The sequence below is a fragment of the Phenylobacterium sp. genome (assembly GCF_036677185.1).
GTDB lineage: Bacteria > Pseudomonadota > Alphaproteobacteria > Caulobacterales > Caulobacteraceae > Phenylobacterium.
The window spans coordinates 1-24,334 of the sequence record NZ_JAKFEN010000009.1 but is presented as its reverse complement, the minus strand read 5'-3'; the positions used below and the strand labels follow the sequence as shown (position 1 = coordinate 24,334).

Annotated in this window: 25 protein-coding genes; 10 read left to right on the top strand and 15 right to left on the bottom strand. The window is 66.2% G+C overall.

Going from position 1 to position 24,334, the window contains the following annotated elements:
* On the bottom strand, positions 1-451 hold a 451-nt coding region (locus V6M51_RS01085; RefSeq protein ID WP_332763879.1), incomplete at its 3' end, for a hypothetical protein.
* Positions 452-1,170: 719 nt separating this feature from the next.
* Between V6M51_RS01085 and V6M51_RS01080 the strand changes: the two genes are divergently transcribed.
* Positions 1,171-2,661 (top strand): O-antigen ligase family protein, encoded by a 1,491-nt coding sequence (locus V6M51_RS01080; protein ID WP_332763877.1) that lies wholly within the window; start codon positions 1,171-1,173, stop codon positions 2,659-2,661.
* 79 nt (positions 2,662-2,740) lie between these two features.
* On the top strand, positions 2,741-3,727 hold the full coding sequence (locus tag V6M51_RS01075; protein ID WP_332763875.1) for a glycosyltransferase family 2 protein: 987 nt from the start codon (positions 2,741-2,743) through the stop codon (positions 3,725-3,727).
* Here the strand turns inward: V6M51_RS01075 and V6M51_RS01070 are convergent.
* From V6M51_RS01070 to V6M51_RS01050, 5 genes are all read right to left on the bottom strand, one after another.
* Positions 3,724-4,890, bottom strand: coding sequence for a glycosyltransferase family 4 protein (locus V6M51_RS01070; protein ID WP_332763873.1), 1,167 nt, complete (start codon positions 4,888-4,890; stop codon positions 3,724-3,726). The genes V6M51_RS01075 and V6M51_RS01070 overlap by 4 nt on opposite strands.
* A gap of 127 nt (positions 4,891-5,017) precedes the next feature.
* A complete protein-coding gene (locus tag V6M51_RS01065) occupies positions 5,018-5,437 on the bottom strand; it encodes a type II toxin-antitoxin system HicB family antitoxin (RefSeq protein ID WP_332763872.1) in 420 nt (139 codons plus the stop codon).
* 100 nt (positions 5,438-5,537) lie between these two features.
* On the bottom strand, positions 5,538-7,328 hold the full coding sequence (locus tag V6M51_RS01060) for an ABC transporter ATP-binding protein (protein WP_332763871.1): 1,791 nt from the start codon (positions 7,326-7,328) through the stop codon (positions 5,538-5,540).
* A 230-nt stretch (positions 7,329-7,558) separates the two neighbouring features.
* On the bottom strand, positions 7,559-8,746 hold the full coding sequence (locus V6M51_RS01055) for a CDP-glycerol glycerophosphotransferase family protein (protein WP_332763869.1): 1,188 nt from the start codon (positions 8,744-8,746) through the stop codon (positions 7,559-7,561).
* 19 nt (positions 8,747-8,765) lie between these two features.
* On the bottom strand, positions 8,766-10,169 hold the full coding sequence (locus V6M51_RS01050; RefSeq protein ID WP_332763868.1) for a bifunctional cytidylyltransferase/SDR family oxidoreductase: 1,404 nt from the start codon (positions 10,167-10,169) through the stop codon (positions 8,766-8,768).
* Between the two features lie 457 nt (positions 10,170-10,626).
* Here V6M51_RS01050 and V6M51_RS01045 point away from each other — a divergent pair, with 457 nt between their 5' ends.
* Positions 10,627-11,502 carry a glycosyltransferase family 2 protein gene (locus V6M51_RS01045; RefSeq protein WP_332763867.1) on the top strand — a complete coding sequence of 292 codons (876 nt, stop codon included), beginning with the start codon at positions 10,627-10,629 and terminating at the stop codon, positions 11,500-11,502.
* Positions 11,503-11,504: 2 nt separating this feature from the next.
* Positions 11,505-12,425, top strand: a complete 921-nt coding sequence (locus V6M51_RS01040; protein WP_332763866.1) for a glycosyltransferase family 2 protein — start codon at positions 11,505-11,507, stop codon at positions 12,423-12,425.
* Here V6M51_RS01040 and welK read toward each other — a convergent pair.
* Positions 12,420-13,445 (bottom strand): beta-1,4-glucuronosyltransferase WelK, encoded by a 1,026-nt coding sequence (gene welK, locus V6M51_RS01035; RefSeq protein ID WP_332763865.1) that lies wholly within the window; start codon positions 13,443-13,445, stop codon positions 12,420-12,422. The two genes, V6M51_RS01040 and welK, sit on opposite strands and share 6 nt — an antisense overlap.
* 284 nt (positions 13,446-13,729) lie before the next feature.
* Between welK and V6M51_RS01030 the strand changes: the two genes are divergently transcribed.
* Complete coding sequence (locus tag V6M51_RS01030; protein WP_332763863.1) at positions 13,730-14,038, top strand: hypothetical protein; 309 nt, start codon at positions 13,730-13,732, stop codon at positions 14,036-14,038.
* Between the two features lie 9 nt (positions 14,039-14,047).
* On the opposite strand, the gene V6M51_RS01025 is transcribed toward V6M51_RS01030, so the two are convergent.
* The 6 genes from V6M51_RS01025 to V6M51_RS01000 all read right to left on the bottom strand — a co-directional run bounded on the left by V6M51_RS01025 (position 14,048) and on the right by V6M51_RS01000 (position 19,066).
* On the bottom strand, positions 14,048-14,539 hold the full coding sequence (locus tag V6M51_RS01025; RefSeq protein WP_332763861.1) for a PEPxxWA-CTERM sorting domain-containing protein: 492 nt from the start codon (positions 14,537-14,539) through the stop codon (positions 14,048-14,050).
* Between the two features lie 122 nt (positions 14,540-14,661).
* Positions 14,662-15,555: a glucose-1-phosphate thymidylyltransferase RfbA gene (gene rfbA, locus V6M51_RS01020; RefSeq protein WP_332763859.1), complete on the bottom strand. Its 894-nt coding sequence runs from the start codon at positions 15,553-15,555 to the stop codon at positions 14,662-14,664.
* A gap of 48 nt (positions 15,556-15,603) precedes the next feature.
* A complete protein-coding gene (gene rfbB, locus V6M51_RS01015; protein ID WP_332763857.1) occupies positions 15,604-16,662 on the bottom strand; it encodes a dTDP-glucose 4,6-dehydratase in 1,059 nt (352 codons plus the stop codon).
* A 43-nt stretch (positions 16,663-16,705) separates the two neighbouring features.
* Positions 16,706-18,205, bottom strand: coding sequence for an ATP-binding protein (locus tag V6M51_RS01010; protein WP_332763855.1), 1,500 nt, complete (start codon positions 18,203-18,205; stop codon positions 16,706-16,708).
* A 211-nt stretch (positions 18,206-18,416) separates the two neighbouring features.
* Positions 18,417-18,662, bottom strand: a complete 246-nt coding sequence (locus tag V6M51_RS01005) for an XrtV sorting system accessory protein (RefSeq protein ID WP_332763853.1) — start codon at positions 18,660-18,662, stop codon at positions 18,417-18,419.
* 278 nt (positions 18,663-18,940) lie between these two features.
* Positions 18,941-19,066 (bottom strand): hypothetical protein, encoded by a 126-nt coding sequence (locus V6M51_RS01000; RefSeq protein WP_332763852.1) that lies wholly within the window; start codon positions 19,064-19,066, stop codon positions 18,941-18,943.
* A 191-nt stretch (positions 19,067-19,257) separates the two neighbouring features.
* Here V6M51_RS01000 and V6M51_RS00995 point away from each other — a divergent pair, with 191 nt between their 5' ends.
* From V6M51_RS00995 to V6M51_RS00985, 3 genes are all read left to right on the top strand, one after another.
* Entirely contained in the window at positions 19,258-19,992 is a 735-nt protein-coding gene (locus tag V6M51_RS00995) for a sugar transferase (RefSeq protein ID WP_332763850.1), read from the top strand.
* Between the two features lie 138 nt (positions 19,993-20,130).
* A complete protein-coding gene (locus V6M51_RS00990) occupies positions 20,131-21,015 on the top strand; it encodes a WecB/TagA/CpsF family glycosyltransferase (RefSeq protein ID WP_332763848.1) in 885 nt (294 codons plus the stop codon).
* A 43-nt stretch (positions 21,016-21,058) separates the two neighbouring features.
* Positions 21,059-21,421 (top strand): hypothetical protein, encoded by a 363-nt coding sequence (locus V6M51_RS00985; protein ID WP_332763847.1) that lies wholly within the window; start codon positions 21,059-21,061, stop codon positions 21,419-21,421.
* On the opposite strand, the gene V6M51_RS00980 is transcribed toward V6M51_RS00985, so the two are convergent.
* Both V6M51_RS00980 and V6M51_RS00975 read right to left on the bottom strand, forming a co-directional pair.
* Entirely contained in the window at positions 21,418-21,927 is a 510-nt protein-coding gene (locus V6M51_RS00980) for a response regulator (RefSeq protein WP_332763845.1), read from the bottom strand. The genes V6M51_RS00985 and V6M51_RS00980 overlap by 4 nt on opposite strands.
* Before the next feature lie 119 nt (positions 21,928-22,046).
* Positions 22,047-22,820, bottom strand: a complete 774-nt coding sequence (locus V6M51_RS00975; protein ID WP_332763881.1) for a competence/damage-inducible protein A — start codon at positions 22,818-22,820, stop codon at positions 22,047-22,049.
* 164 nt (positions 22,821-22,984) lie between these two features.
* Here V6M51_RS00975 and V6M51_RS00970 point away from each other — a divergent pair, with 164 nt between their 5' ends.
* Positions 22,985-23,440: a surface-adhesin E family protein gene (locus V6M51_RS00970; protein WP_332763843.1), complete on the top strand. Its 456-nt coding sequence runs from the start codon at positions 22,985-22,987 to the stop codon at positions 23,438-23,440.
* Between the two features lie 446 nt (positions 23,441-23,886).
* Positions 23,887-24,334, top strand: a 448-nt coding sequence (locus V6M51_RS00965) for a hypothetical protein (RefSeq protein WP_332763842.1), incomplete at its 3' end; no start/stop codon positions are given.

Here is a 24,334-nt window from a genome sequence, read left to right as displayed (position 1 = left end):
AGATGGTGATGTGATCGCTGTCGAGATGGGAAATGCCATTCGAGAGTTGCTGGAACTCGGAGTTGGTGACGCTGACATTGGAGCTGCCGCGGATCTGCAGCGCGGAGCTGTCGTTGGTCGGATTACCGTCCAGGCTGCCGTGGACGTTGAACCTGTCGAGATGGATGTCGGTGCTGTCGGTCACCTTGATGGGGTTCGAACCCCTGGCCGGATCGACGGCGACCTCCACATTGCTGAAGTTCAGGCCGCTGGAGTTATTGATCGACAGGTCCGTGAAGACCGCCGGAGCGCCAGGGTCCTTCGACGTGATCGTCACGTCGCCGACAATCTTCAGATTGCTGATCGCGACGTTCGAATACGTCCCGGATGTGAGGAGGATCGTATCGCCAGGTTGCGCGACCTTCAGCGCCTGCAACAGTTGGGTCGTGGTCGACGCCGTGATCGTGGACATTTGATCTCTCCGCAGGTCGCGTAGTCCTGGAGAGACTTTCCCATCAGGAATACTCGACGATAATCTGATGAGAGATTGATATATGCCCGCGTTTACGTTGGCCTTAAGCGTAGTGGTTAATTTTTGTTCAGTTAATTTGTAGTATACCCATTTGGTTGACAGGCATTTACTAGATTCCTGCCGAAAGTCACTGGCGACTTTCTGACGCAGGCAGATTTCCCCGCCAGGCTCGACTCGAAACCCAACGAGGACCAGCCCCAGCACGGCGACCAGGATCGCCAGCGACAAGCCGGCGGCCAGCTTGGGAAGATGTCGAGGCGTCATGCCGAGTTCCTGGTTATGCGCGCGCGGGCGGCGCGATGAAGCCCCGTGAAGGCGACCGCTTCCTCATACCCGTCGGATCAGCCCGAGCGGCGACGCTAGGCGTCGGTCCCTGGCCGCGCCAGCGCCAATTGATCTGGCGATTCAGGCGCGATAAGGGCGCCGGGCCGGTCGACACGACAACCCTGCCTCCGCTACCTTCCCTCAACGGGTGATAAGGGTTTGCGCGGGTAGGTAGGCGGCGACGACCTATCGGCGCCTATGCGGGTGCGGGCGTATGAACAGGAGTCCAAGGGATGACAGGCGCCCCGAGGCCTAGACCGCCGAACGCCCGACCGATCGTCATCAAGCCCTACTCGACACCGGCTTGGGGTTGGCGGCGGTGGGTGAAGCCCGCCGTGTCGCTGCCGCTGGCGTTCTTTTTCCTGGTCTACGGCTTCTTCTACGCGCTCACGACCCCCTACCTGTTCATGGCGTTCGCCGCGCCGATCGGCGTCCTGGCCCTCGTGGCGATCTGGGCCTTGCCCGACCTGAAGCACGCGCCCACGCGCACGATGCACTACCTGTTTTTCGCGTTCTTCGTCTGCCTGATCCTCTGGCCCAACTATCTGGCCATCGCCCTTCCCGGTCTGCCGTGGATCACCCTGCTGCGGCTGACCGGCATCCCGATGACCCTGTTGCTGCTGATCTGCATTTCGACATCGAAGACGTTCCGGCGCGAGCTCGCGGAAATCCTCAACACCGCGCCCGCCGCCTGGATGCTGCTCGCGGCCTTCGTGGCGATCCAGTTCTTCACAATCGGCCTGTCGGCCAATCCGAGCCGCTCCATCCAGAAGTTCATCGTCTTCCAGACGAACTGGACGGCCATCTTCCTCGTCGCCTGCTACGTCTTCGTCCAGCCCGGTCGCGTCGGGCGATATATCGCCGCCCTGTGGGTCATGGCGATGATCATCTGCGGAATCGGGCTCTGGGAAGCCGCCATCCAGAAGGTGCTCTGGCAGGGTCACATTCCCGGCTTCCTCAAGATCGCCGACGCCGACGGCATTCTCGCCGGGGACTTCCGGGCCGGCTCGGGCCAATACCGGGTCAAGGCGACGTTCACGACCTCCCTGGGCCTCGCCGAATATCTGGCGCTCATGACGCCGTTCCTCCTGCACTATGTGTTCGGCAACTACCGGCTGCTCGTCCGGATCGCGGCGGTCGCCTCCCTGGTGATCTTTTTCCGGGTGATCGACTCGACCGACTCGCGGCTGGGCATGGTGGGCATGCTGATTTCGGTGCTGCTCTATGCCGGCGCCTGGGGGCTGCTGCGCTGGCGACGGGACAAGTCCAGCCTGATCGGACCAACCGTCGTCCTAGCCTATCCCGCGTTCTTCGTTCTGCTGGTCGGCGCGACGTTCTTCGTCCGTCGCCTTGAGATGATGGTCTGGGGCGACGGCTCGCAACAGAGCAGCAATGACGCCCGTGGGGCCCAGATCGCGCAGGGCCTCCCCAAGATCCTGGCGAACCCGATCGGCTACGGCCCCGGCCAGGGCGGGACCGTTCTAGGGTTCAGGATCGGCGGGTTCCAGACCATCGACAACTACTATCTGGCGATCGCCCTAGAGTACGGCGTCATCGGCTTCATCCTCTATTACGGCTTGATCCTGTACATGGGCTGGCTCGCGGCTCGAAAGGTCCTCGACAGCAACAACGCCTCAGACCGGGAGGTCGATTATCTTGTGCCGCTCGGCATCTCGCTGATGGTGTTCTTCGTGATCAAGTCCGTCTTCAGCCAGCAGGACAACCATCCTCTCATCTATCTGGTGATGGGCATGATCGTGGCCCTCCTCTACCGGCTTTCGAGGGCCACGGCGCCGGGGAAGAGCGCCGCGGACCCGATTGCCTAGATTTCCGGCCCGACCCGCAGACTGTCAGACTCGACGTGATCAGCTCGCCGCCGGACGGTGAGCCGCCAAGGAAACCACCATGGGACAACAACCGGACGCCGCGGACCTGGTCAGCGTCATACTCCCGACCTTCAACCGCGGCCGGACACTGACCCGGGCGATCAACAGCGTGCTCCATCAGGGCTACGCGAACCTCGAACTGCTCGTCGTCGACGACGCGTCGACGGACGACACCGCCGAGGTGATGGCGAAGATCACCGATCCTCGTGTGCGCTATGTCCGGCTCGCCAAGAACGGAGGCGCCAGCCGCGCGCGCAACGAAGGGCTGAGGATCGCCAAGGGCGACTATATCGCGTTCCAGGACAGCGACGACGAGTGGCTGGCCGACAAGCTGCAACGACAACTCAGCGTGGCCAAGGCGGCCGGCGGCCCCGACGACGCGATCAGCGTGTTCCACACCAAGGTCATGTATGTCAGCGGCGAGACCTCGCAGACCAGGCGCAACAAGATCGTCTGCATTCCCGAACTCGACCGCAATCCGGACCGGGACTACCTCATCGCCGAGGTGCACAAGGGCAACCTGATCAGCCCCCAGGCGCTGCTGATGTCACGCGGCGCGGTGGCGGCGGTCGGCCTGTTCGACCAGAGGCTCGTCAACTGCGTCGACTGGGACTATGCGATCAAGCTCATAAACAAGACCAACGCCATCTTCCTGGACGAGCCGTTGGTCATGACCTACCTCCTGACCGACAGCATCTCGATCCTTGGACGGCGGGGCGTCCGCTCCCAGCTCTGCATCGCCCTCGACCTGCAACGAAACCACAATGTCGACCGCAAGGTGTTGGCCGGTCACTTCAGCCGCATCGGATGGTGGCTAAGCAAGCTCGGCAATCCGCGGATGGGCCGCCGAATTCTGCGCCGCTCGATTGGCCTGGCGCCCGGCGCCTGGAAGACCTGGGCGCGGCTCGGCGCAGCCGAAGGCCTGGTCCTTCGCGCCATCCTCGATCCCCGGGCGCGGATCCGGCGACCGACGGCCCGGAAAACCGTGGGCGTCGCGACCGCCTAACGCCTCACGGGCCCGCGCGCGATCGCCTCAAGCAGCACCTGCTCCAGCCGGCCGGTCATCAACCGGGAATCGAAGGTTTCGGCGACGCGCCGCGCGTTTGCGCCCATCTGGCGCCGCAAGGCCTCGTCATCCGCCAGCCGAGCCATCAGTTCGGCCTGGGTCGCCACATCGCCCGGTTCGAACAGGAAGCCGTTCTCCCCGTGCCGCACCTGATCGACGATACCGCCCAATCGCGAGGCGACTAGCGGCAGGCCCGAGGCCCCGGCCTCGGTCAGGGTGACGCCGAAGCCCTCGACCCAGCCGTCCACCTGCCGCGAGTGCTGCAGAAAGGCATGGCCGTCACGCAGAGTGCTCGCGACGACGGGCGGCGGCTGGAGGCCGAGAAGATGCACCCGGTCGCGCACCTCGCTCCGCGCGGCGGCGGCTTGGAGCGTCGCGCGGAGCGGACCATCGCCGATGAACACGAGTTCGATGTCAGGCCGGCTTGGCGCGATCCGTTCGAACGCCTCCAGGCTCTCCAGCACGCCCTTCTCCGGCGACAGGCGCCCGACACTCACGAACCGGAATGGTCGCCCGGCTTCATGGACAGGCAGCGGGCCCCGAGCGAACACCGCCAAGGGCGCGCCGCACGGGATGACGCTGGACCTCTCGGTGAGCCCGAGCGGCGCCAGCAGGTCGCGTTGGAATGTTCCGACCGTCACCAGGTGGTCAACGGTCGGCAGGGCCTTGGCGACGGCGCGCCGATAGGCGGGGTCCTGCATCCGGGTGGAGACATCACGGCCATGGACTTGCCAGACCACGGGAACGCTTCCGCCTAGAGCGGCCGACACGGGCAGGCCCGACCAGGCGAAATGGCACAGGACCGCGTCGAGGCCGGCCTTGGCGATCATATGTCGGATGTCCCGCCGCTGAGCCTCGTCCGGCAGCACGGCCGAAGCAAATCCTAGGCGCCGGCTTGCGCGGCGCCACAGCGAGGCCGGCGGCGCGAACGGCGTGCCGAATTGTCGCGTTTCCAGGCCACCCGGAATCTCGACCGCGTTCTCGGCCATCTTCCAATAGAGGAGAACAGGCTCGACCTCCTGGAACTCCAGGCATTGCCTCAGGATCCAGACTTCCGACGGAATTCCCAACTCGGCGACGACAACCCCTACCCTCGGCTTCACGGACGTCTTGTGCTCTCGCCTCCGTCGCAGCCGACCGGTTCGACTGACCCTGGAATGGCCGCCAAACTAAGGGATTTCGCCTGAATACAAAGTGTAGAGGGCCGCGGCGCGGTCGTGACCGTCGCCGCTAGGCCACCAGACAGCGCACCCGGCCTTGCATCAGGCTGCGCATCGCCAACGCCACAACCCCGGCTCGACTGAGCCCGAGGTCGGCGCCCACATGATCGACCACGGTCAGCACCTCGTCGGGAAGATGGAGAACGCCCGACGCGTCCGGCGGCGGCGCGCCCAGCCGGACCCACAACACGCCGCTGCCCGGCCTGGGATGGGGCTGAACCGCGGCCAACTCGCTGAGGGACCTTGGCTGCGGCGCCGGTTGGCCCTGCCGCGCGATGGCGTCCAGGTGCAGGGCGAGCGCCTGTTCGGCCCGGGCTATGGCGTCCGCGGCGTCGACGCCCGATGAGAGGCAGTCCGGGACATCGGGAAAGCTGACCCTGACGCCCTCGGCCGATGGCTCCAGAACGGCCAGGTAGGTATGCGCGACCATGTCATCCTCGATAGGCGCCGCTATCGGCGCATCAGCAGGATATGACCGTGATGTATCATCCGCATGACGCCCGCGAACCGCGCCTCAAGGTCGGCGTCGGCTATGCGCTCCGGGACGCTTGGGCCTTCACTGGGCGCTTGGCCTTGTGGCTCTCGATGAGAGACATTCGTCCGCCTTCCAGCCGGACCAAGGTGTCGCAACGTTCGATCGTGGTGAGCCGGTGAGCGACGATGATGATCGTCAAGTCCCGGTCGAGCTGATCCAGGGACGAGATGATCGCCGCCTCGGTTGCATTGTCGAGAGCGCTCGTCGCCTCGTCGAGGATAAGCACGGAAGCGTTCTTGTACAGCGCGCGCGCTATGCCGATCCTCTGCCTTTGGCCGCCCGACAGCCACACGCCGCGCTCACCGACCCGCGTCTCGTAACCCTCCGGCATGCCCTCGATGAATGTGGCGATCTGCGCCTGGCGCGCGGCGTGGCGCACCCTTTCACGGTCGATCTCGTTGTCGGCGCAGCCGAAGGCGATGTTCCGCTCGATGGAGGTGTCCGCCAGGAAGATCGACTGGGGGACGTGGGCGATCTGTTCGTGCCAGGCTCGCAGGTTCGCCGGCGATAGCGGCACGCCATCCACCTTGATCTCGCCGCCCGAAGCGTTCAGCAGGCCCATGATCAGGTCGGTGATCGTGCTCTTTCCGCTGCCGGTCGTGCCGACGATGCCGAGGCGGGACCCCTTCGGGATACGCAGGGAGACATCGGAGAGCACCTGGGGCGTTTCGGGGCCGTAGCGGAAGCTCACATTGTCCAGGTGCAGTTCGCGCTCGAAGGGCAGCACGGGCTTGGCGAGACCTTCGGCGTCGCGGCGCGGCGTCGGCAATTCCAGCAGGTCCAGGAGATTGCTGAGCGTGCGCCAGTTGCCGGTGAGCTGCACGACGCTGGCATAGCCTTGTTGCATCAGCGGCAGCAGCCGTTGAGCGCCGATGGCCAGGGCCGCCAGGGTCGGGAGGGCCGCGAGCAGGCCGCCGGGCTGGGAGTTGAAATAGAGGGAGATCAGCGCGATCAGCACCATCCCCAGGGACTCGAGGATATAGCGCGGCGACGTCGAGGCGAAGGTCACCATCGCCTGGGCGTTGGCGGCCTTGTGGTCCAGCTTGCGGAACGTCTCGATGAAGAACGGCTGGGTGTTGTCGAGCAGCACCTCGCGCACGCCGCCCAGGCTCTCCTGCACGGCCCGAAGCCGCTCGGCGTTGATCTTGGCCAGGATCGAGCCGTTCGCGCGCAGCCTTTTGCGCAGCGTCAGCGAGATGATGACATAGCAGCCGCCGAAGCCGAACAAGGCCACGCCCGCGACGACCGGGTTGATCACGATCAGCGAGGTGATGATGCAGAAGCCGATGACCAGCGAACTGGTCGCCTGCATCAGCGGGATCAGTACGCTGTTGGTTAGGGTGCGGATCTCCTGGACATTGGTGATCAGCACGCTGCTGTTGCGTTCGATGTGGAACGAATAGTCTTGGTAGACCAGCTTGCCGAACAGCTCGCTCGAGAGATATCGGCCGACGGCGAAGACGAACCGGTTCATCGACCACGATAGCAGCAGCCGCATGGAGCCCGCCGTCACCGCCACGGCGATGAACGCTCCCGTCATCAGGCCGCGAATGTCGTCTCCGCGGCTGATTCCGAGGGCGTTGTGCAGGTTGACCGCCTCCAGATAGTCCCAAGCGCGATCGGGATTGCTGAGCACGGCCAGGAACGGCAGCACCGCGCCCAGCGTCAGGACGTCGAGCAACGCGCCGAACAGCATCGCCGCCATGACGCCGAAAAGGTATCTGCGGAGGCCGGGCGTGAGCTGAAGGTAGATCCGCTTAACAAGAGCTACCAGACCGGCGCCCATACAACTTTCTCCAACCAATCGGCGCCGCCAGCGTCGAGACCTCAGGCAAGGTTGAACCTGAATAACTATGAAAGGCCTAATCCCGGCCTCGAATCCCCGCGCCCAAGGGCGGTTTGCCCGCTATCGCATCCCCGCCGCGTCGTCCGACGGCGCCCCGCGCAGGGGGCCAAGCGCTCCTGTCCGCGATCGATCCGACCCTAGTCCATCCCTCATCGCGCCTCAACGCCGCCTCAGTTGCGGCCCGGCGCCCGGCCGTCGGCAGCCAGCGCGGCTTCAACATAGGCCACGACGTTTGGCGAAACCGGGGCGACGCATCCCCCCCAGAACTTGCGACGCACGTCTGCGGCGCCCGCGGGCTCGACAAGGGCTTCGCCCGCCTCGAGCACTGTGCAAAACCGATCGAAGTCGGACACGCGCAAACCCGCGGTATTTTCGTCGAAGGAGTACAACAACGCCCTGTCATCCTTCACATACTGATCGTAATCGAAGGTATAAAGGATCACGCCAGACAGTTTTGTGAACAAATAATCGTACAATATAGACGAATAATCGGTGATCATGATCGAGAATTTGTCAAGGTAGGTGTAGAAATCTACTTCATCCGGCCATCGCTCGATGTTCTCATATCCGTTGAGCGCGACACCGGATGTCCGCCGGTGAAGCTTGACATAGAGCAAGGCGTTGCGCGCTCGCAGCGCGTTCGACAGCCGATTGAGATCCGGAAGGGCCTGTTCAACGAACGGCCGCCCCGTGTCCCGGAAGGTCGGCATATAGATATAGACCTCGGCGTGGCCGCTGGGGTTGAACGCGAACCCCTGCCGCCGATCGATGGCCTCCGACACGTCCCTCAACGCATCGTCGGCGTGCACGTCCAGCCTTGGGTAGCCGAGCTGCGGGCAACGCGCCTCGGGCAGTTCGAACTGATGAGCGAAATGGGCGCCCATGAAGGGCGACGTGGTCACCACCGCGTCCGGCCAGGTCAGGTATTCCAGGAAGAACAGGCGCATGACGGGGTTCCGGTCATGCTTCTGGGCGCGGCTGACAATGCCGCCCTTGTCGCCGAGCATCGTCGCCTTCAGACCGACGCCATGCCAAAGGTTGAGGAGGTACGCGCCGCCGCTCAGGTGCAGGTTGGTGTCCTCCACGCCGTGGCAATAGACGAAGACCTTCGATCTGAGCGCCGCGACCACGCCCTGCAGCGACCAGCGACGGAAGGCCGGCAGACCGGACTGGCGGATCGCCCGGAGCGTGTCCTCGCGATCGGACAGCCAGACGACGCGCAGGTCGGGACGGTGGATCGAAACCCAGAGGAACAAATATTTCGCGTTGCCGGCGAAGACATCGCCCTGGTGCCCGAAAACCCAGTGGTCCGATCGCCGCGGGGCCAGCCTGGAGAGCGGCAGCACCGTCGCGTTCAACAACGCCCCGAACAGCAGCCTAAAGCGGCGCTGCAGACCGAGTCTTAACGATGTCATAGATGATCCCGGTCGAAGGGCCGATGAGGATGCTGAGCGTCTTGCGGGCCACATCTTCCGGGTCGAGCAAGGACTCAGGCGGTTCGATACCGAACGCCTTGACCCGCATGGGGGTTCGCGACCGCTCCGGATTGACGCAGTTCACCTTGACGCCGGCGTCCGCCCATTCGTCGGCGAGGGCCTGGGTGAGGTTGACCACCGCCGCCTTGGACGCGCTGTAGGTCGAGTAGAGCGCGCGGCCATAGGTGTAACTGCTCGAGGCGAAGAAGGTCAGGTGGCCTTGGGCCGCGCTGAGATACGGATAGCTGAGCTTGGCGACGTTCACCGCTCCAAGGATGTTCGTGTTGATGCTCTCGGCGATCTCTTCCAGGCTCATATTGGCCAGCGGCTGACGGTTCAACACCGCCGCGGCGTTGACCACGGCGTCGATCCGCCCACTGCCCCCGGCGGCCTCCTCCAGCAGCTTTTCGATCGACGCGGCGTCCTTGATGTCGACCCCGGTGGAGCGGCCCGCGGCGTGGACCTTGGCGCCATAGGCCTTGGCGAGCTCCGCGATCGAGGCGCCGATGCCGCTGGTGCCGCCCAGGACGACGATCGTCTTATCCGCGAGACGCGACAGCGACATCGAGTCGGACAGGGCGTCGAGCCGCCGCCCGGCCCCGTTCTGCAGGAACTTGTCGATCACCAACAGGTCGTCGGCATAGGTCAGCTTCAGGTTCGTCAGCGACCCTTCGACCACATAGATCTTCTCGTCGGGCGAATATTTCAGCACCACGCCGCAGTCGTCCGTCGTGCGGAAGTTCGGATCGAGCAGAGCCTTGTCGTAGGCGTCGCGGATCACCTCGTAGTGGAAGCCCTGCGGCGTCTGCCCGAGGCGGACCAGCCGCCGGTCCGGAATGTCGCTGATCGTGCCGGTGACCGGATCGGCGAAGATCACCGTGTCAGCCGCGCTGACGGCCGTGTCGACGGCGCCGTAGTGGCTCAGGGCCGCGATCACATCGCTGATCGTGCTGTGCGCGATCAGCGGCCGCACGGCGTCGTGAAACAGCAGGCGTATGTCGGCCGACTGCGCCTCGGTCTCGTACGCCCGGATCGCCGAAAGCGAGGATTCATAGCGTTCCTCCCCGCCCAGGAGGATCTTCTTGACCTTGGTCAAGCGCTCCCGGCTGACCAGGGCTTCGATCTCGTCGATGCACAGGTCGTTGGTGACGACCGCGATCTCGTCGATGTCCGGATGGGACTGGAAGCGTTCCAGGGGGTGGGCCACCAAGGGGCGGCCGCCAAGTTTCTGCAGTTGCTTGGGTCGCGAGAATCCCGACCTTTCCCCCCGACCGCTCGCCAGGATCACAGCAACGAACTTTGGCATCGGCGCAGCACCTCGGAATGTCGGTTTCGTAGTCCGCGGGCGGACAAAGGCGAAGGGTCGGACCTTTGTCAACAAAGCCCCCGTCGCCGAGGTCGACCTAGCGCTGACCTTGGCCTGAAGACCGCAACCTCTACCGGGGATATCTTGATAGTTGTCGCCTCATCAGCCCGAAAGATAGGCAGGCGATGCGACATTGGAGGATCGGCGCCGGCGCGGGAACTTGCGGCTGGGGCCACAAACGATATCGGTGGCGCCGACAGGCGATCCCGCGCCTTTCGGGACTTCGGGATTTGGTGACGATATTCATGCGACGGTCTTCAACCCCCAGGGCATTGCGATCGACGACCGTCTTCGCCGGACTCGACGCGGGACGGGTTGCGGGCGCATCGGAGGAGTCCTTGATCAGGTTGGAAATGGCGAGAGAGCTCGGCGCGACCGTCAATCCTGGGGCGCCCGGTTGAGCGCCGCCCCAAAGGTCAGCGTCGTCATCCCGCACTATCGGGACCTGGTCGGTCTCGACCTCTGCCTGCGCGCGCTGGCGGCCCAGACCTATCCCGCCGCCGACTTCGAGGTCATCGTCGCGGACAACAACTCGCCGCAGGGCGAGGCTGCGGTCGCCGAGGTCATAGACGGCCGCGCGCGGCTGGTCGTGGTGACGGAGAAGGGCGCCGGGCCTGCCCGCAACGGCGGCGTGGCCGTGGCGCGGGGCGATATCCTGGCCTTCACCGATTCCGACTGCGTGCCGGAACCCGCCTGGCTGGCGGAGGGCCTGGCCGCCCTGCCCGCCTACGACTTCATCGGCGGCCGGGTCACCGTCCTGGTCGACGACCTCACCGCGATGTCCGGCGCCGAGGCCTTCGAGCGGGTCTTCGCCTTCGACTTCAAGACCTACATCGAGAAGAAGGGCTTCACCGGCGCCGGCAACCTGTTCTGCTCGCGGGCGGTGTTCGATCAGGTCGGCGGCTTCCGCGCCGCCGTCTCCGAGGATGTCGAGTGGTCCTTCCGCGCCCGGGGCCTGGGTCTGCGGCTCGGCTACGCCCCGCGCGCCGTGGTCGGCCATCCGGCGCGGCGCACCTGGGACGAGCTGTGGGCCAAGTGGCGACGCGTGAACGCCGAGACCTACCGTCTCTATCGCGAGCGGCCGGCCGGCCGGCTGATCTGGGTGGCGCGCAGCCTGGCCCTGCCGCTGTCGGCCCTGGCCCACACGCCGAAGGTGTTCGCCAGCGACCAGCTCACGACGCTCGGCCAGCGCCTGGCGGCGGTGCGCACCCTCTACAAGCTGCGCGTCTGGCGGCTGGGCCACGCCTTCGCGCTGCTGGGCGGAGCGGCCTGACCATGCACGTCACCGTCTGCATCGTCGGCTTCCGGAATGTCGGCGACATCCAAGGCTGCCTCGAGGCGCTCGCCGGCTCCACCCACACCGATTTCGACGTGGTCATCTGCGAGAACGGCGGCCCGGAGGCCTTCGAGGCCCTCCGCGCCGGCATCCCAGCGACCCTCGGCGAAGGCCGGCCGGTCCGCGCGATCCTGGCGGCCGGCAATCTGGGCTATGCCGGCGGGGTCAACGCCTGCATCGCGCTCGCGCCGGACTCCGACGCCTGGTGGGTGCTCAACCCCGACACCCACCCCGAACCGCAGGCCATGGCGTTGCAGGTCGCGCGGCTCGCCGTGGGCGATTGCCAGGCGGTGGGCTCGACGATCTATCTCAGCGACGGGCGGGTCCAGTCGCACGGCGGTCGCTGGCGGCCCTGGCTGGCGCGGGCGGAATCCATCGGCCACGGCAGCGCCCTCGACCTAGTCCCCGATCCCGCCGACATCGAGCGGACGCAAAACTATCTGAACGGCGCCTCCATGATGATGAGCCGCCGCTTCCTGCAGACCGTCGGGCCCATGCGCGAGGAGTATTTCCTCTATTGCGAGGAGGTCGAATGGTGCCTGCGCGGCGGCAAGCTGGGCATGCGTCTGGGCTTCGCGCCGGGCGCGCGGGTGCTGCACTATGCGGGCACCACCACCGGATCCTATGACGACATGCGCCGCCGTCCGCGAGGTCCGATCTATCTCAACGAACGCAACAAGATGCTCACCACGCGCGACGTCTTCCCGGCGCGCCTGCCCATCGCGGCCCTTGCCTCCCTCGCCTTGGTCTTCCTGCGCTTCGGGCGGCGCGGCGCCTGGCGCCAGGTCGGCTATGGCGTCTCGGGCTGGATCGCCGGCATGCTCAATCGCCGTGGGGCGCCTGCCTGGTTCGGCCTATAGGGCCGGGCGCGGGGCGTTCCGCATCTGGCGACGCTGGCCCACCTGCGACATGACGTCGTGGAGGTAGGCGATAAGCTCGGCGGGATCCGTCGTCGCCAGGACCGGCGGTCGGGCGCGGACGTCCTTCAGGGCTTGGGCCAGTTCGTCGGGCGTGTTGGCGACGGCGATCAGCCCGCGCGCGGCGAAGGCGCTCGTGATCTCGGCCTGATGATTGTCGTAGTGCTCGCCCTTCTCCATCAGACGCGGCATGGCGATCACCCGGCAACCCTGGCGTAGGGCTGTTATCAGCGAGCCCGTGCCGCCGTGGCAGATGACGATTGATGCGTCGCGAAGCAGATCCTGGATCCTGTCGAACGGCAGGGTCTCAACCACCTCCAGGCCTGCGGGCGCATGGCCGCGCAGGCCGGTCTGGATGATCACGTCCTCGGGAATGTCGCCGCGCGACTTCAGCTCCGCGACCGTGTCGACCAGGCGATCGAACGGCAGGGTCGCGCCCACCGTGGCGAACAACAGCGGCTTCTTCGGCGGCGGGTCGCCCGCCAGCGGACGCAGAGGGTCGAACACCTTGGCTTTCGGATAATAGGCGGCCAGGGCCTTCGACTGGACGATCAAGTCGTGGGCCAGAGGCGAGGCGACCCGCGAAAAGATCGAGGGCCGGTCGAACCGCGCGAAGGATTCGATCACCACCGTGCGCGCGCCCATCAGCCGCGCCCAGACCACCGCGAAGAACACGGCGCCCGCGCCGGTGGAGATGATGACGTCTGGTCGCTCCTTCCAGATGATGCCGGCCGAGCGGAAGACGCTGCGGATCGCGCCCGTGACCATCCGGACGGGCGCACCGAGCCGCGCCTGCCCCACGGCGACATGCGGGATGAAATAGGTGCGATGCTCGCCGGCGAGGCTCTGGCCGAGGGCGGTATCCTCGGTGACGAAGAAATGGTCGTAGGCCGACCACACCGGCGCCAGGTCGAGGAGCTGGCGCACATGGCCGCCGCCCGACGCGGCGAGACAGATCTTCAACGGGCGCCCCGACGTGTGTCCGGTGGCTCCCGACAGATGTGCGGCGGGCGTCGCCAGCGGTTCCCTCATCGACTCTTCATAGCCCAATTGATCCGCCACCCTAGCGATCGGGCCTCAAGAACTCGTTACAAAAGCCGCGTCAATCAAGTTGTGGCCCGCTTAACAACGTCGACGATACAGTCCATTGAAACAGAGCCGGACTTAAGGCGCGCTCCGATGGGACCACGCGTAAGAGCGGTGAATCGCAGGCGAGGTCGGGCATCCGAATGACGTTTCGTTGGGCATTGATCCTTCTGGGCTTCTCCCTGGCGGGTTGCTCGAAGAGCGCGATCGAGGATTGGGCGACCTCCACCCGTGATCGATTCGAGACCGCGGCCATCGAGTCGCGCATGGTCGTGGACTTCGAAACCGAGCCGGCGGACACGTCCGAAAACCTGATCAGCCGGCCGGCCCGGCCGGTCGCCAAGGCGGCGCCGGAACGCCCCGGCGATTCGCTCTATAGCGACCCGACATCGCCGTTCGCACCGACTGTCGAGCCGGAGGCCGCACCGGCGCCGGCCCCGACAAGCAGCGCCGCGCCCGCGAACAAATAGCTTAGAGGTTCAGGCGATCACCGCGCCACGGCGGCCCCGCAGGGCGTGGCCCATGAGAAGGAAGCCGCTGATCAGCAGCATCCAGGTCGCGGGCTCAGGCACGGGCGAGAGCGGGCTGCGGGGCAGTCTCGTTTCACCCTCGGTCGGCGGCGTGAAGAACGGCACGCTGGGACGGAAGCTGGGCAAGGTGATCAACGTCACCGGCGTGAGCAGATTGTCGGACGGCAAGGCGAAGGTCTCGGCCGGAACCGTCGGAACCACTTCCGGCTCCACCCAACCCATCAGGGCCGGCTCGGGCCGCAGCTCGCCCAGCAAGGCCGGCGGGGCGGAGGACATCTGGCGCCACAGACCCGCATAGAGCGGCATCTTGGGCGGCTCGACCACGGCGGCCATCAGGCCAAGCTTTCCGGAAAGCAGCGCGGGTGTCATGGCCGGGACCGGCAAGGCGGCCGCCAGCAGCAGGAGAACGAAAAGCGCTCGATTGGTCTTGTGCCCGAACATATCCAGCCCAGTCCCGTTTTGGGATCACCCCAGAATATACGCCTAGTTCTGGCGCATATGGAGGCTGATTCCCCCATTACGGGACTTGCTGCAAGTTCTGGTCCAGCTTCGTGACCTAAGCGTCACAGATCGCGCGGACTCATCACATGGCCGCGCTCGACGATGTCGAGCAAATAGCGGCCGTAGGCGGTCTTGGCGAACAGCTCACCGCGCACCTTGAGTTGCGCCCGGTCGATGAAACCGTGGGCGAAGGCGATCTCCTCCAGGCAGGCCACCTGGACGCCCTGGCGCTTCTGCACGGCGCGGACGAACTCCGAGGCCTCCACCAGGCTCTCGTGGGTCCCCGTGTCCAGCCAGGCGTAGCCGCGCGAAAGCTGTTCGACGTAAAGCTCGCCCATCTCCATGTACATGCGGTTGAGGTCGGTGATCTCCAGCTCGCCGCGGGCGGACGGGCGCACCTGCTTGGCCAGCTCCACAACCCGATTGTCGTAGAAATAGAGCCCGGTCACCGCCTGGCGGGACTTGGGCTCGGCCGGCTTTTCCTCGAGGCTGACGGCGCGGCCGTCGTCGTCCAGCTCCACCACCCCGTAGGCCTGCGGCTGGTCGACCTGATAGGAGAACACGGTCGCCCCCTGCTCCCGCGCCGCGGCCCGCTGCAGGAGCTGGCTCATGCCGGCGCCGAAGAAGATGTTGTCGCCCAGAACCAGGGCGCAGCGCTGGTCGCCGATGAAGGCCTCGCCGATCAGGAAGGCCTGGGCCAGGCCGTCCGGACTGGGTTGCACCGCGTATTCGATATTGAGCCCCAGCGCCGAGCCGTCCTCGAACAGCCGGCGGTAATTCTCGATATATTCGGGCGAGGAGATGATCAGGATGTCGCGGATTCCCGCCTGCATCAGCACCGACAACGGATAGTAGATCATCGGCTTGTCGTAGATCGGCAGCAGCTGCTTGTTCACGGCGAGCGTCGCCGGATGCAGCCGCGTTCCCGAGCCCCCGGCCAGGATGATGCCCTTCATCGCTCTCTCCAGTTTACGCCACCGCGATAGGCCGCAACTCGGCCCTGCTCAAGACGCCTTCAGGCCCAGTCGGCGCCCGGCGTCGCTGCGCGCCAGGATCGGTCCCCACCAGGTCTCGTTGTCCAGATACCAGGCGATGGTCTTGCCGATGCCGGTTTCGAAGCTCTCCTGGGCGGTCCAGCCCAACTCGCGCTGCAGCTTGCCGGGATCGATGGCGTAGCGGTGGTCGTGCCCCGGCCGATCGGCGACATAGGCGATCTGATCGCGATAGGGCCTGCCGTCGGCGCGCGGACGCAGGCGGTCCAGGGCGTCGCAGATCGCATGCACCACCTGCAGGTTGGTCCGCTCCGATCGTCCGCCGATGATGTAGCTCTCGCCCGGCGCGCCCTTCTCGAACACCCGGGTGAGCGCGCGGGCGTGGTCGTCCACATAGAGCCAGTCGCGGACATTGGCGCCCTGGCCGTAGACCGGCAGCGGTTCGCCGGCCAGGCACTTGACGATCATCAGCGGGATCAGCTTCTCGGGGAAGTGATAGGGCCCGTAGTTGTTCGAGCAGTTGGTCACCATGACCGGCAGGCCATAGGTGTGATGCCAGGCGCGGACCAAGTGGTCGGACGAGGCCTTGGACGCCGAATAGGGCGAGCGCGGATCGTAGGCCGTGGTCTCGGTGAAATAGCCCTCGTCGCCCAGCGAGCCGAACACCTCGTCGGTGGAGATGTGGTGGAATCGGAAGTCGGCCTTGGCCTGGCCTTCCAGGCCGCGCCAGTACTCCAGGGTCTCCGACAGCAGGACGAAGGTGCCGACAATATTGGTCTGGATGAAGTCCGCCGGCCCGTCGATGGAGCGGTCAACATGCGACTCGGCGGCCAGGTGGGTCACGACCTGGGGCTGGAACTCGCGCAGGGCCGCCCGGATCGCCGCGGCGTCACCGATATCGGCGTGGCGGAAGCCATAGCGGTTGCTGTCGGCGACGCTCTCCAGGGAGCGCAGGTCGCCGGCATAGGTCAGCTTGTCGAGGTTCAACACCTCATGGCTGGTCTCGGCGATCAGGTGCCGGATCAGGGCCGAGCCGATGAAGCCGGCGCCGCCGGTGACGAGTATGCGCAAGCGCCTTCCCTCTCAATCGTGACAGTCGCGACGCGCCGGCGGCCTAGCCCTGGCGGGCGGCCGCGCGGGGCGCCGGAGCGTCGTCCTTGGCCGCGGCCTTGTCGGAGGTTTTCTCCGCGACCTTGTCGGCCGCCTTGTCGGCGACCTTCTCGGCGGCGGCCTTCTCGGCGACTGGGGCGGGCTTGCGGCTCTCCAGGAACCGCTTCTGGGCGGCCAGGATCCACAGATAGGGCAGCACGCTCTCCTCGGAGAACCGGTAGCCCTTGCCGAGCTCGTCCTCGCTGAACTCCAGCAGGATGCGCTTGGTGGCCAGTTCCTCGACGGTGCTTTTGAAATTGGCCGCGGTCGCGGCGCTGGGATAGAGCGCATCCACGTCGCGGCCGTCGAAGCGGCCGTTGTTGAACAGGGCCGCCCCGGCCATGACGCCCAGCACATGGCGCACGCCGCTCTTGGCGGCCTGGTCGATCTGGGCCTGAGAATGCTTGGAAATCCGGCCGCGGAACTCGGCCAAGGCCTGGTCGACGGCCAGGGACACGTCCTCGACCGAGACCTTGGTGCGCGCCTTGTCCAGCGCCGCGAGGCCCGAATGGTGACTGAGCAGGCTGGCCAGGTAGGGCGAGCCGTTGGCCACGAAGACGATGAAGTCCAGGGCGGCGCGATCGAAGGCCACGCCACTGATCTCCTCGCCGTTCTCGACCAGGTGGCTGATCTCGGCGGCCGTCATCTTCGGCACCTGCAGGGCGAAGATGTTGCGGCGGATCGAGGGGATGTGTTCGACCAGTTGGGTCAGGTCGGCGGCGACGCCGGCGATCACCAGCTGGGTGCGGATCGAGCGGTCGGACAGGTTCTTGATCAGCTCGGCGATGTTGCGCCGGAATTCCGGGGACTCGCAGACGTCGAACTCGTCCAGCACCACCAGCACCCGGGTGCCGGTCAGCTTGGCGAACAGGTCGGCCACCTGGCGGGGCGACAGCGTGCCCGCGGGCAGCAGGTCGGCCAGGGAGCCGCCGCGCTCGGCCTGCTCGGCGGTGGGCGCGAAGCCCGAATGGAACAGCAGCGGGATGTCGGCGGCGACCGCGCGGAAGATCTCGTCGAAGTTCGAACCGGCGCCGCAGGAGCAGTAGACGACGATATAGCGGGCGTCCTGGGCGGCCTGGGTCAGGACGTGGACCAGCGAGGTCTTACCGATCCCACGCTCGCCATACATGATCACGTGCACGCGCTGGTCTTCCAGCGAACGGATCAGGGTGGTCAGGACGTCGATACGCCCGGCGAACATCCGCCGGTCGGTGATCGGCTGGGAGGGCGTGAAGGCGCTGCGCAACTTGATGCGGGTGGCGGCGAAGCGGTCGGTCAGGCGCGACGAAAGCTGGTCGCCGGCCGTCGATTGGAAACGCGGGAACACCGGCGCGGCGCCGGCCTTCTTTCCGCCGGTCTCCTCACGGCTGGGCGCGGCGAGCGGCGCCACGGAGAACACCGGGCTCGATTGCACCCCTTGGGCAGGCCTTGGCCGGCGTCCCAACAACCTGTTGATCCAACTCACGGAGCCTCCAAGCACCCTATGCGGCGATGCGATGCAGCACCGCTCGGTCTAGATCAGAGAATTCTGACCGACCATCCTAAACACGGCGAATGTGGCGAAATCTTAAACCGACCGCAGTTGAATCAACGTTAATGGCCCAGCCGCCGGGCCGATCAACAGAAATCGCCGCGCCTGACTTTGCGCCCCGCGCCCGGTCGGGCCGCCGGGCGTTTCAGAACTTCAGGTTGAAGGGCTTCAGCACCCAGGCGACATAGGCCAGGACCACGAGGATGATCAGGAAGGCGAGACCACCCTGCCCCTGGTTGCCGACATAGTTGGCCACCGCGCAGCCGACGGCGGCCGGCAGGTATTGGAAGACGTTGTCCTTGGGCTCTTCCTGCGCCGTGGATCGGTGCAGGAACAGCACGATCAGCCCCGCGAAGATGGCGACCGTCACCCAATCGTAGATCGTCTGCACGCCATCAACCCCCAAGCGCCGTACTGCGTGTCGGGCAAGCCCGAGGCTTGCCCCTTAGATCAGACCCTCCGGCCGCGCAAAGGTCAAACCCCGTGCGACGCGGATGGAACGCCCCTTCGGACGCCCCCGGAACAGCCGGCCTGCGGACGCCTTGCGGCGTGCGGTCCGAGCCGTCAACCTAGAGTGAAATTCTTAAGGTAAACTTGGCGGCGATCACTGAAACGTGCTGCGGCGACCGCGCTAAGCTCGGCCGTGCTCACGAAAGCTGGTCGCGGGGATCAGGAGATCAGGCCGCGAATCCCGACGATGATGGCCGCCCAGAGGCCCAGCGATGCGAAGGCGCCGACCGCGAGCCCAACGCCCACAGGCAGGCGCGCCGTTCGGGCCTGCGCGGTGCGCGGCATCGAAGCAATGACAGCTTTCGCGCCCATCGACCTCAAGTTCCCAAGACGACGGTCGTTTCTCGACCATGTCCAATAAGAACGCAGCCGCGGTTAAAAATTCGTGCCCGGCGTGCGGGAAGTTGATCGTGGCTAAAAAACCGTTACCAGTTTCCGCGATAGTCACGAGCGCGGGCTGACTAGCGGGCATTTGGATGTTTGACACGGCGCATTCGGTCGATCAGCAGGCGGCGTTGCAACATGCAACGACGCAGCATGCTGTCACGCCGCTTCGCCAGGGCCCGCCGCCCGAGGCGCGCGGCGTCCCCGACGAGCACCTGCTGCCGCCGCTTCCGGTGGCGACCAGCATCACCAAGCGCCTGTTCGACATCCTTGTGGCCTCGAGCGCCCTGCTCGTCTTCCTGCCGCTGCTGGCGATGCTGGCCATACTGATCCGGCTCGACGCTCCGGGCCCGGCCCTGTTCCGCCAGCGCCGCACGGGCCTGCGCGGTCAGGTGTTCACGATCTACAAGCTGCGCACCATGACCGTGGTCGAGGACGCAGACAACGTGCGGCAGGCCACCAAGAACGATGCGCGGGTCACCCAGATCGGCGCGGTCCTTCGCAAGCTCAGCCTCGACGAACTGCCCCAGCTCTTCAATGTCCTGGTCGGCGACATGTCCATCGTCGGGCCGCGTCCGCACGCCATCGCCCACGACGAGTTCTACAGCGAGCGCATCCCCACCTATGGCGATCGGTTCCGCGCCCGCCCGGGCCTGACCGGCTTCGCCCAGATCAGCGGCTACCGTGGCGAGGTCCGCGAACTGAAGCAGATGACCGACCGCATCGGCGCCGACAACGCCTATATCGACCGCTGGTCGCTGGGCCTCGACCTGATGATCGCGGTCAAGACCCTGCCGCTGATGCTGCGCGACCCGAACGCCTACTAGGCGTTCCCCGGCTCGATCGCGCGACGACAACCCCCGCGTGTCCTCAGGCCTCGATTTCGCGTTCGGAAAAGAATCTTAACCGGCCAAGCCTAGTCTCGCCCTCGACCTATTCCAGGCAAGCCAAGGATGAGGACGGCGTTGACCGCGGTCTCCGAGCGCAGACGCAAGAGTCGGACCCCGTTCCGGCGGCGCCGGCGTTCGGCCGAACGGATCGCCGCCCTGGGCGTGGAGATGGACCTGGTGCGGCCCGAGGAGGTCATGCACCACGTCACCGAGGCCGTGGAGAACGGCCGCTCCTGGTGCATCGCCAACCACAACGCCCATAGCGTCTATCTGAGCCAAAGGAACCCGGAGTTCGCGGCCTTCTTCGACACCGCCGACGTGATCGAGCTCGATTCCACGCCGATCATCTTCTTCACCCAACTCCTGGGGCTGCACTCGCGCCCTTTTCATCGCTGCACCTATCTGGACTGGCGTGAGCATTTCTGGAGCCTCGCGGAGCGAAACAGCTGGCGGGTCTTCTATCTCGGCGGCGAGCCCGGCGTGGCTCAGGACGCCGCCGACAAACTGCTGGAACGTTATCCGGGCGCCCAGATCTCAAGCCGCCACGGCTATTTCGACATCACGCCGGGCTGCGCCGAGAACGAAGCCGTGCTGGCGGAGATCACCGCCGCCCGGCCACAGATCCTGTTCGTCGGCATGGGCATGCCGCGCCAGGAGATCTGGCTGCTGCGCAACCGCCACCTGCTGCCGCCCTGCGTGGTGTTCTCGGTCGGCGCGGCCTTCGACTACGAGGCCGGCGTCCAGGTGGCCGCCCCCCGCTGGATCGGCCGTATCGGCTTCGAGTGGCTGTTCCGCCTGGCCATCGACCCGCGGCGGCTGTTTCACCGCTACTGCGTGGAATCCTGGTTCCTGCTGATCCCCGCCGCCCGCGACATCGCCGCGGCGGCGCGCTCCGGGCGTCTGTTCAAGGGACGCGGGGCAGCCCCGCTGGCGCCCCGCGAGGACGGCGCGGCGGCCTGACCGCGGCTTCCACTCCGGCGACGGAGGCGCTATCGACCGCCCCATGCCGAGCGTCATCCTCTGGTCGGCCAGGCTGGCCCTGGTCGTCCTCCTCGCCTTCGCCCTGCACGGGGCCTTGGATCCCCGCCACAACGCCCAGGCCTTTCCGCTAGGCCCCGACGAGATCGAGCATGTGGTCCTGGCCTATGGCCTGACGATCTTGCTCGCCCTCTCGTTTCCGAGGATCAGCCCCTTCGCCTTCGCCGCGGCGGTGCTGGCCGCCGGCGTCGGCCTGGAGGTCTCCCAGGCCCTGAAATGGATCAGCGGCGGCTACGAACTTCGCGACGCCCTGGCCAACGCCGCCGGCGCGGCGGCGGCCGTGCTACCCCTTGCAGTGGCTCGGTCCCGGCGACCGCGCGCGCGCTAAAGCTCCAGGATCGCCATGCTGTCGGCGCCTTCGCCGGCGCGGCGCAAGGGCCCGGAATAGTCGGGAACGCTTCGCCGGCGCCGATCCGGCCCGAAGAACCTCGCCGATATCACGAAGGGACGCGGGTGATAGATCACGGCGCCCAGGCGGGTGAGGATGGTCTTGGCGGTCACCGGCTTGGTCAGGAATTCCGTCACTCCGCGATCACGCGCGCCGTGCAGGCGCGGCAGATCGGAGTGGCCGGTCAGCATGATGATCGGCAGGAAGCGATCGGCGCCGGCCCGGGCGCGCACGGCCGAGATGAACTCCAACCCGTTCATCACCGGCATCTCATAGTCCACATAGACGACGTCGACGCCGATGCGGTCGAGCGTCTCCAAGCCCTTGCGCCCGTCGGGGGCGTAATGCAGATGGCGGACGCCCGCCGCGCTCAGGACCGTGCCGATGATCGTGCGCATCTGCGCATTGTCGTCGACGATCAATATCTTGAGAGCTTCCAGTCCCACAGACACGCCTGACCCCGCCCCCCGGCTGGCCCAGTTCAGTTCTCTGAATCGGGCGCGCGGACCGTAGAGTGTTTCGACGTGGAAACAAACGCCTCCCGGCCTTGGCCGCGCAGACGCCGTCAGGCCGGCTCCACCTCGCGCACGCTGGCGATCCCGGCCGCGGTGAGGGCCGCCGTCAGCTCCGCCACCGCGGCGGCGAGTTCGTCGGCGTCGCGTCCGCGCAGCACCAGGTTCGAGCCGTAGAGGCCCTGGTCGAAGAACGGATAGCTGCCCAGCGACATGGCCGGATGGGCCTTGGCCACCGTCTCCAGCGGCGCGGCGATCACGCCCTCTCCCGAGCCCTCGACCCGGACCGTGCGGCTCAGCACCACCGCCCCGCCGCGCAGGCGCGGACCGACGTCCTCCAGCATGCCGCGCATGATCACGGGCACCCCGGCCAGGACGAAAACATTGCCGATCGTGAAGCCGGGCGGGCCCTGCACCGGGTTCTTCACCAGCTCCCCACCCACCGGCACCCGGGCCATGCGCCGCCGCGCGGCGTTCAGTTCGCCCGACCAGCGGGCGGCCATCATGGCGATGATATCGGGGTGCTCGTACAGCTCCACGCCGAAGGCCGCGGCCACCGCGTCGGCGGTGATGTCGTCATGGGTCGGCCCGATCCCGCCGGTGGTGATCACATAGTCATAGCGGGTGCGCAGGGCGTCCAGAGCCGCGATGATCTCCTCGTGGACGTCCGGCACCGTGCGCGCCTCGGCCAGGTCCACCCCGTGGACGGCCAGATAGCGGGCGATGTCGCGCAGGTTCGTATCCTGCGTGCGGCCCGACAGAATCTCGTCGCCGATGATCAGAACCGCGGCCGTCACCCGATCGCTCGTTTCGCCCGCCGCAACCATCGCACCGTCCCATCGTTTCCCGCCGTCCGCGCGGGCCATCCTGACTACCTCCGCGGAGCCGGGGGCGGCAATCGCTCGTTTCCGACCCTAGCCGCGATCTTGCATTCGGGATTGCCAGGCGTCCCATCAAGGGATTTCGTGTCGGGGCCAGAGAGGATCAAGAAATGATCAAGGCGACCATCTTGGGTCTGGCGATCACGGTTCTGGGCGCGAGCGCCGCGCAGGCCGGTCCCTTCGCCACCATCGCCTTCCGCAAGGGCGACAGCGCGCTGGTCTATGACGCCGGCAGCGTCAACGGCGACAACGCCCGCGCCAGCGCATGGGTCTACCAGATCCTGCACCGGCCGATGGACGGCGCAACCCTCATCGCCACCTATCGCGAGTTCGACTGCATCTTCGGCCGCACCCGCGACGTCGCCCGCCGCTTCGCCTCGCAGCAGGGCGAGACCCTGCGGGCGGTCGAACGGCCCGATCAATGGCAGGTGGTCGAGGCCGGCAGCGACCGCGCCGAACTGCTGCGCCAGGTCTGCACTGGAAAACCCGGCCGCATCGCCGGCGACGGCCTGTCGGTCTTCGCGTTCCAGGACGTGGTGCTGGCCGCCCTGAAGGGCGCGAAATAGCCTCAATCCCGTCGTCGATTTGTCGCGAAAACTCTAAGCTAGACAATGGCTTCCGCGAAATTTAGTCGCGGCGCCTGCGGCCGACCGCCGCACCTTGACGCCCCACCCTGCCGTTGCGTCAACCCGCCCGCGCCACCCTAGGCAGGCGCCTTCACAATGGGCGATTTACGCGCCCTGCGCGTGTCGGAAAACATTTACGGGACAACGAGATCGCCCTCGTATCTAGTGACGGCCGAGAGCGTTGCGGCGCGTGGGGCGCCATCCTGAAATCCATGTCGAGTGCAGGGCGATCCGCGCCCGGCTTTAGGTCGTATGGCCGGCGGTTAGCCGAACCGCCCAACATGCCGCACTACCAATCGCCGACCGGATAGTGAACCTCTTAACCATGTCGCGAGCCCTATGGCGTGGGGCTGCGTTGGCGTTGTTTGCAATCTCGGAGAAGTGGCTTGGCGTCTGTAACTGTCTCGGATCGAGAGTCCCTGCTGCGCGAGATCAAGGCCGCGCAGCCCGGCGATACGATCCTGCTCGAGCCCGGCGTCTATTCCGATATCTCGATCAGCAATCTGAAGATTGTCGGCGACGTGACGATCACCTCGGCCGATCCGACCCGTCCGGCAAGCTTCACCGACCTGACCGTCCGCGACAGCAGCGGCCTGAATTTCAGCAACCTCGAATTCGTGGTCAACCCGGCCACCTCCAACGCCTTCAAGGTGCTCGACAGCAGCGACATCCACTTCGACAAACTGAACATCCACGGCAGCCTGGACGGCGATCCGACCAACGACAGCTCCGCGCTGCAGATCCGCGGCAGCTCCAATGTCAGCGTCACCAACTCCGAGTTCCAGCAACTCTCGAATGGCATTTCCCATCTCGACAGCGATCACATCACCATCT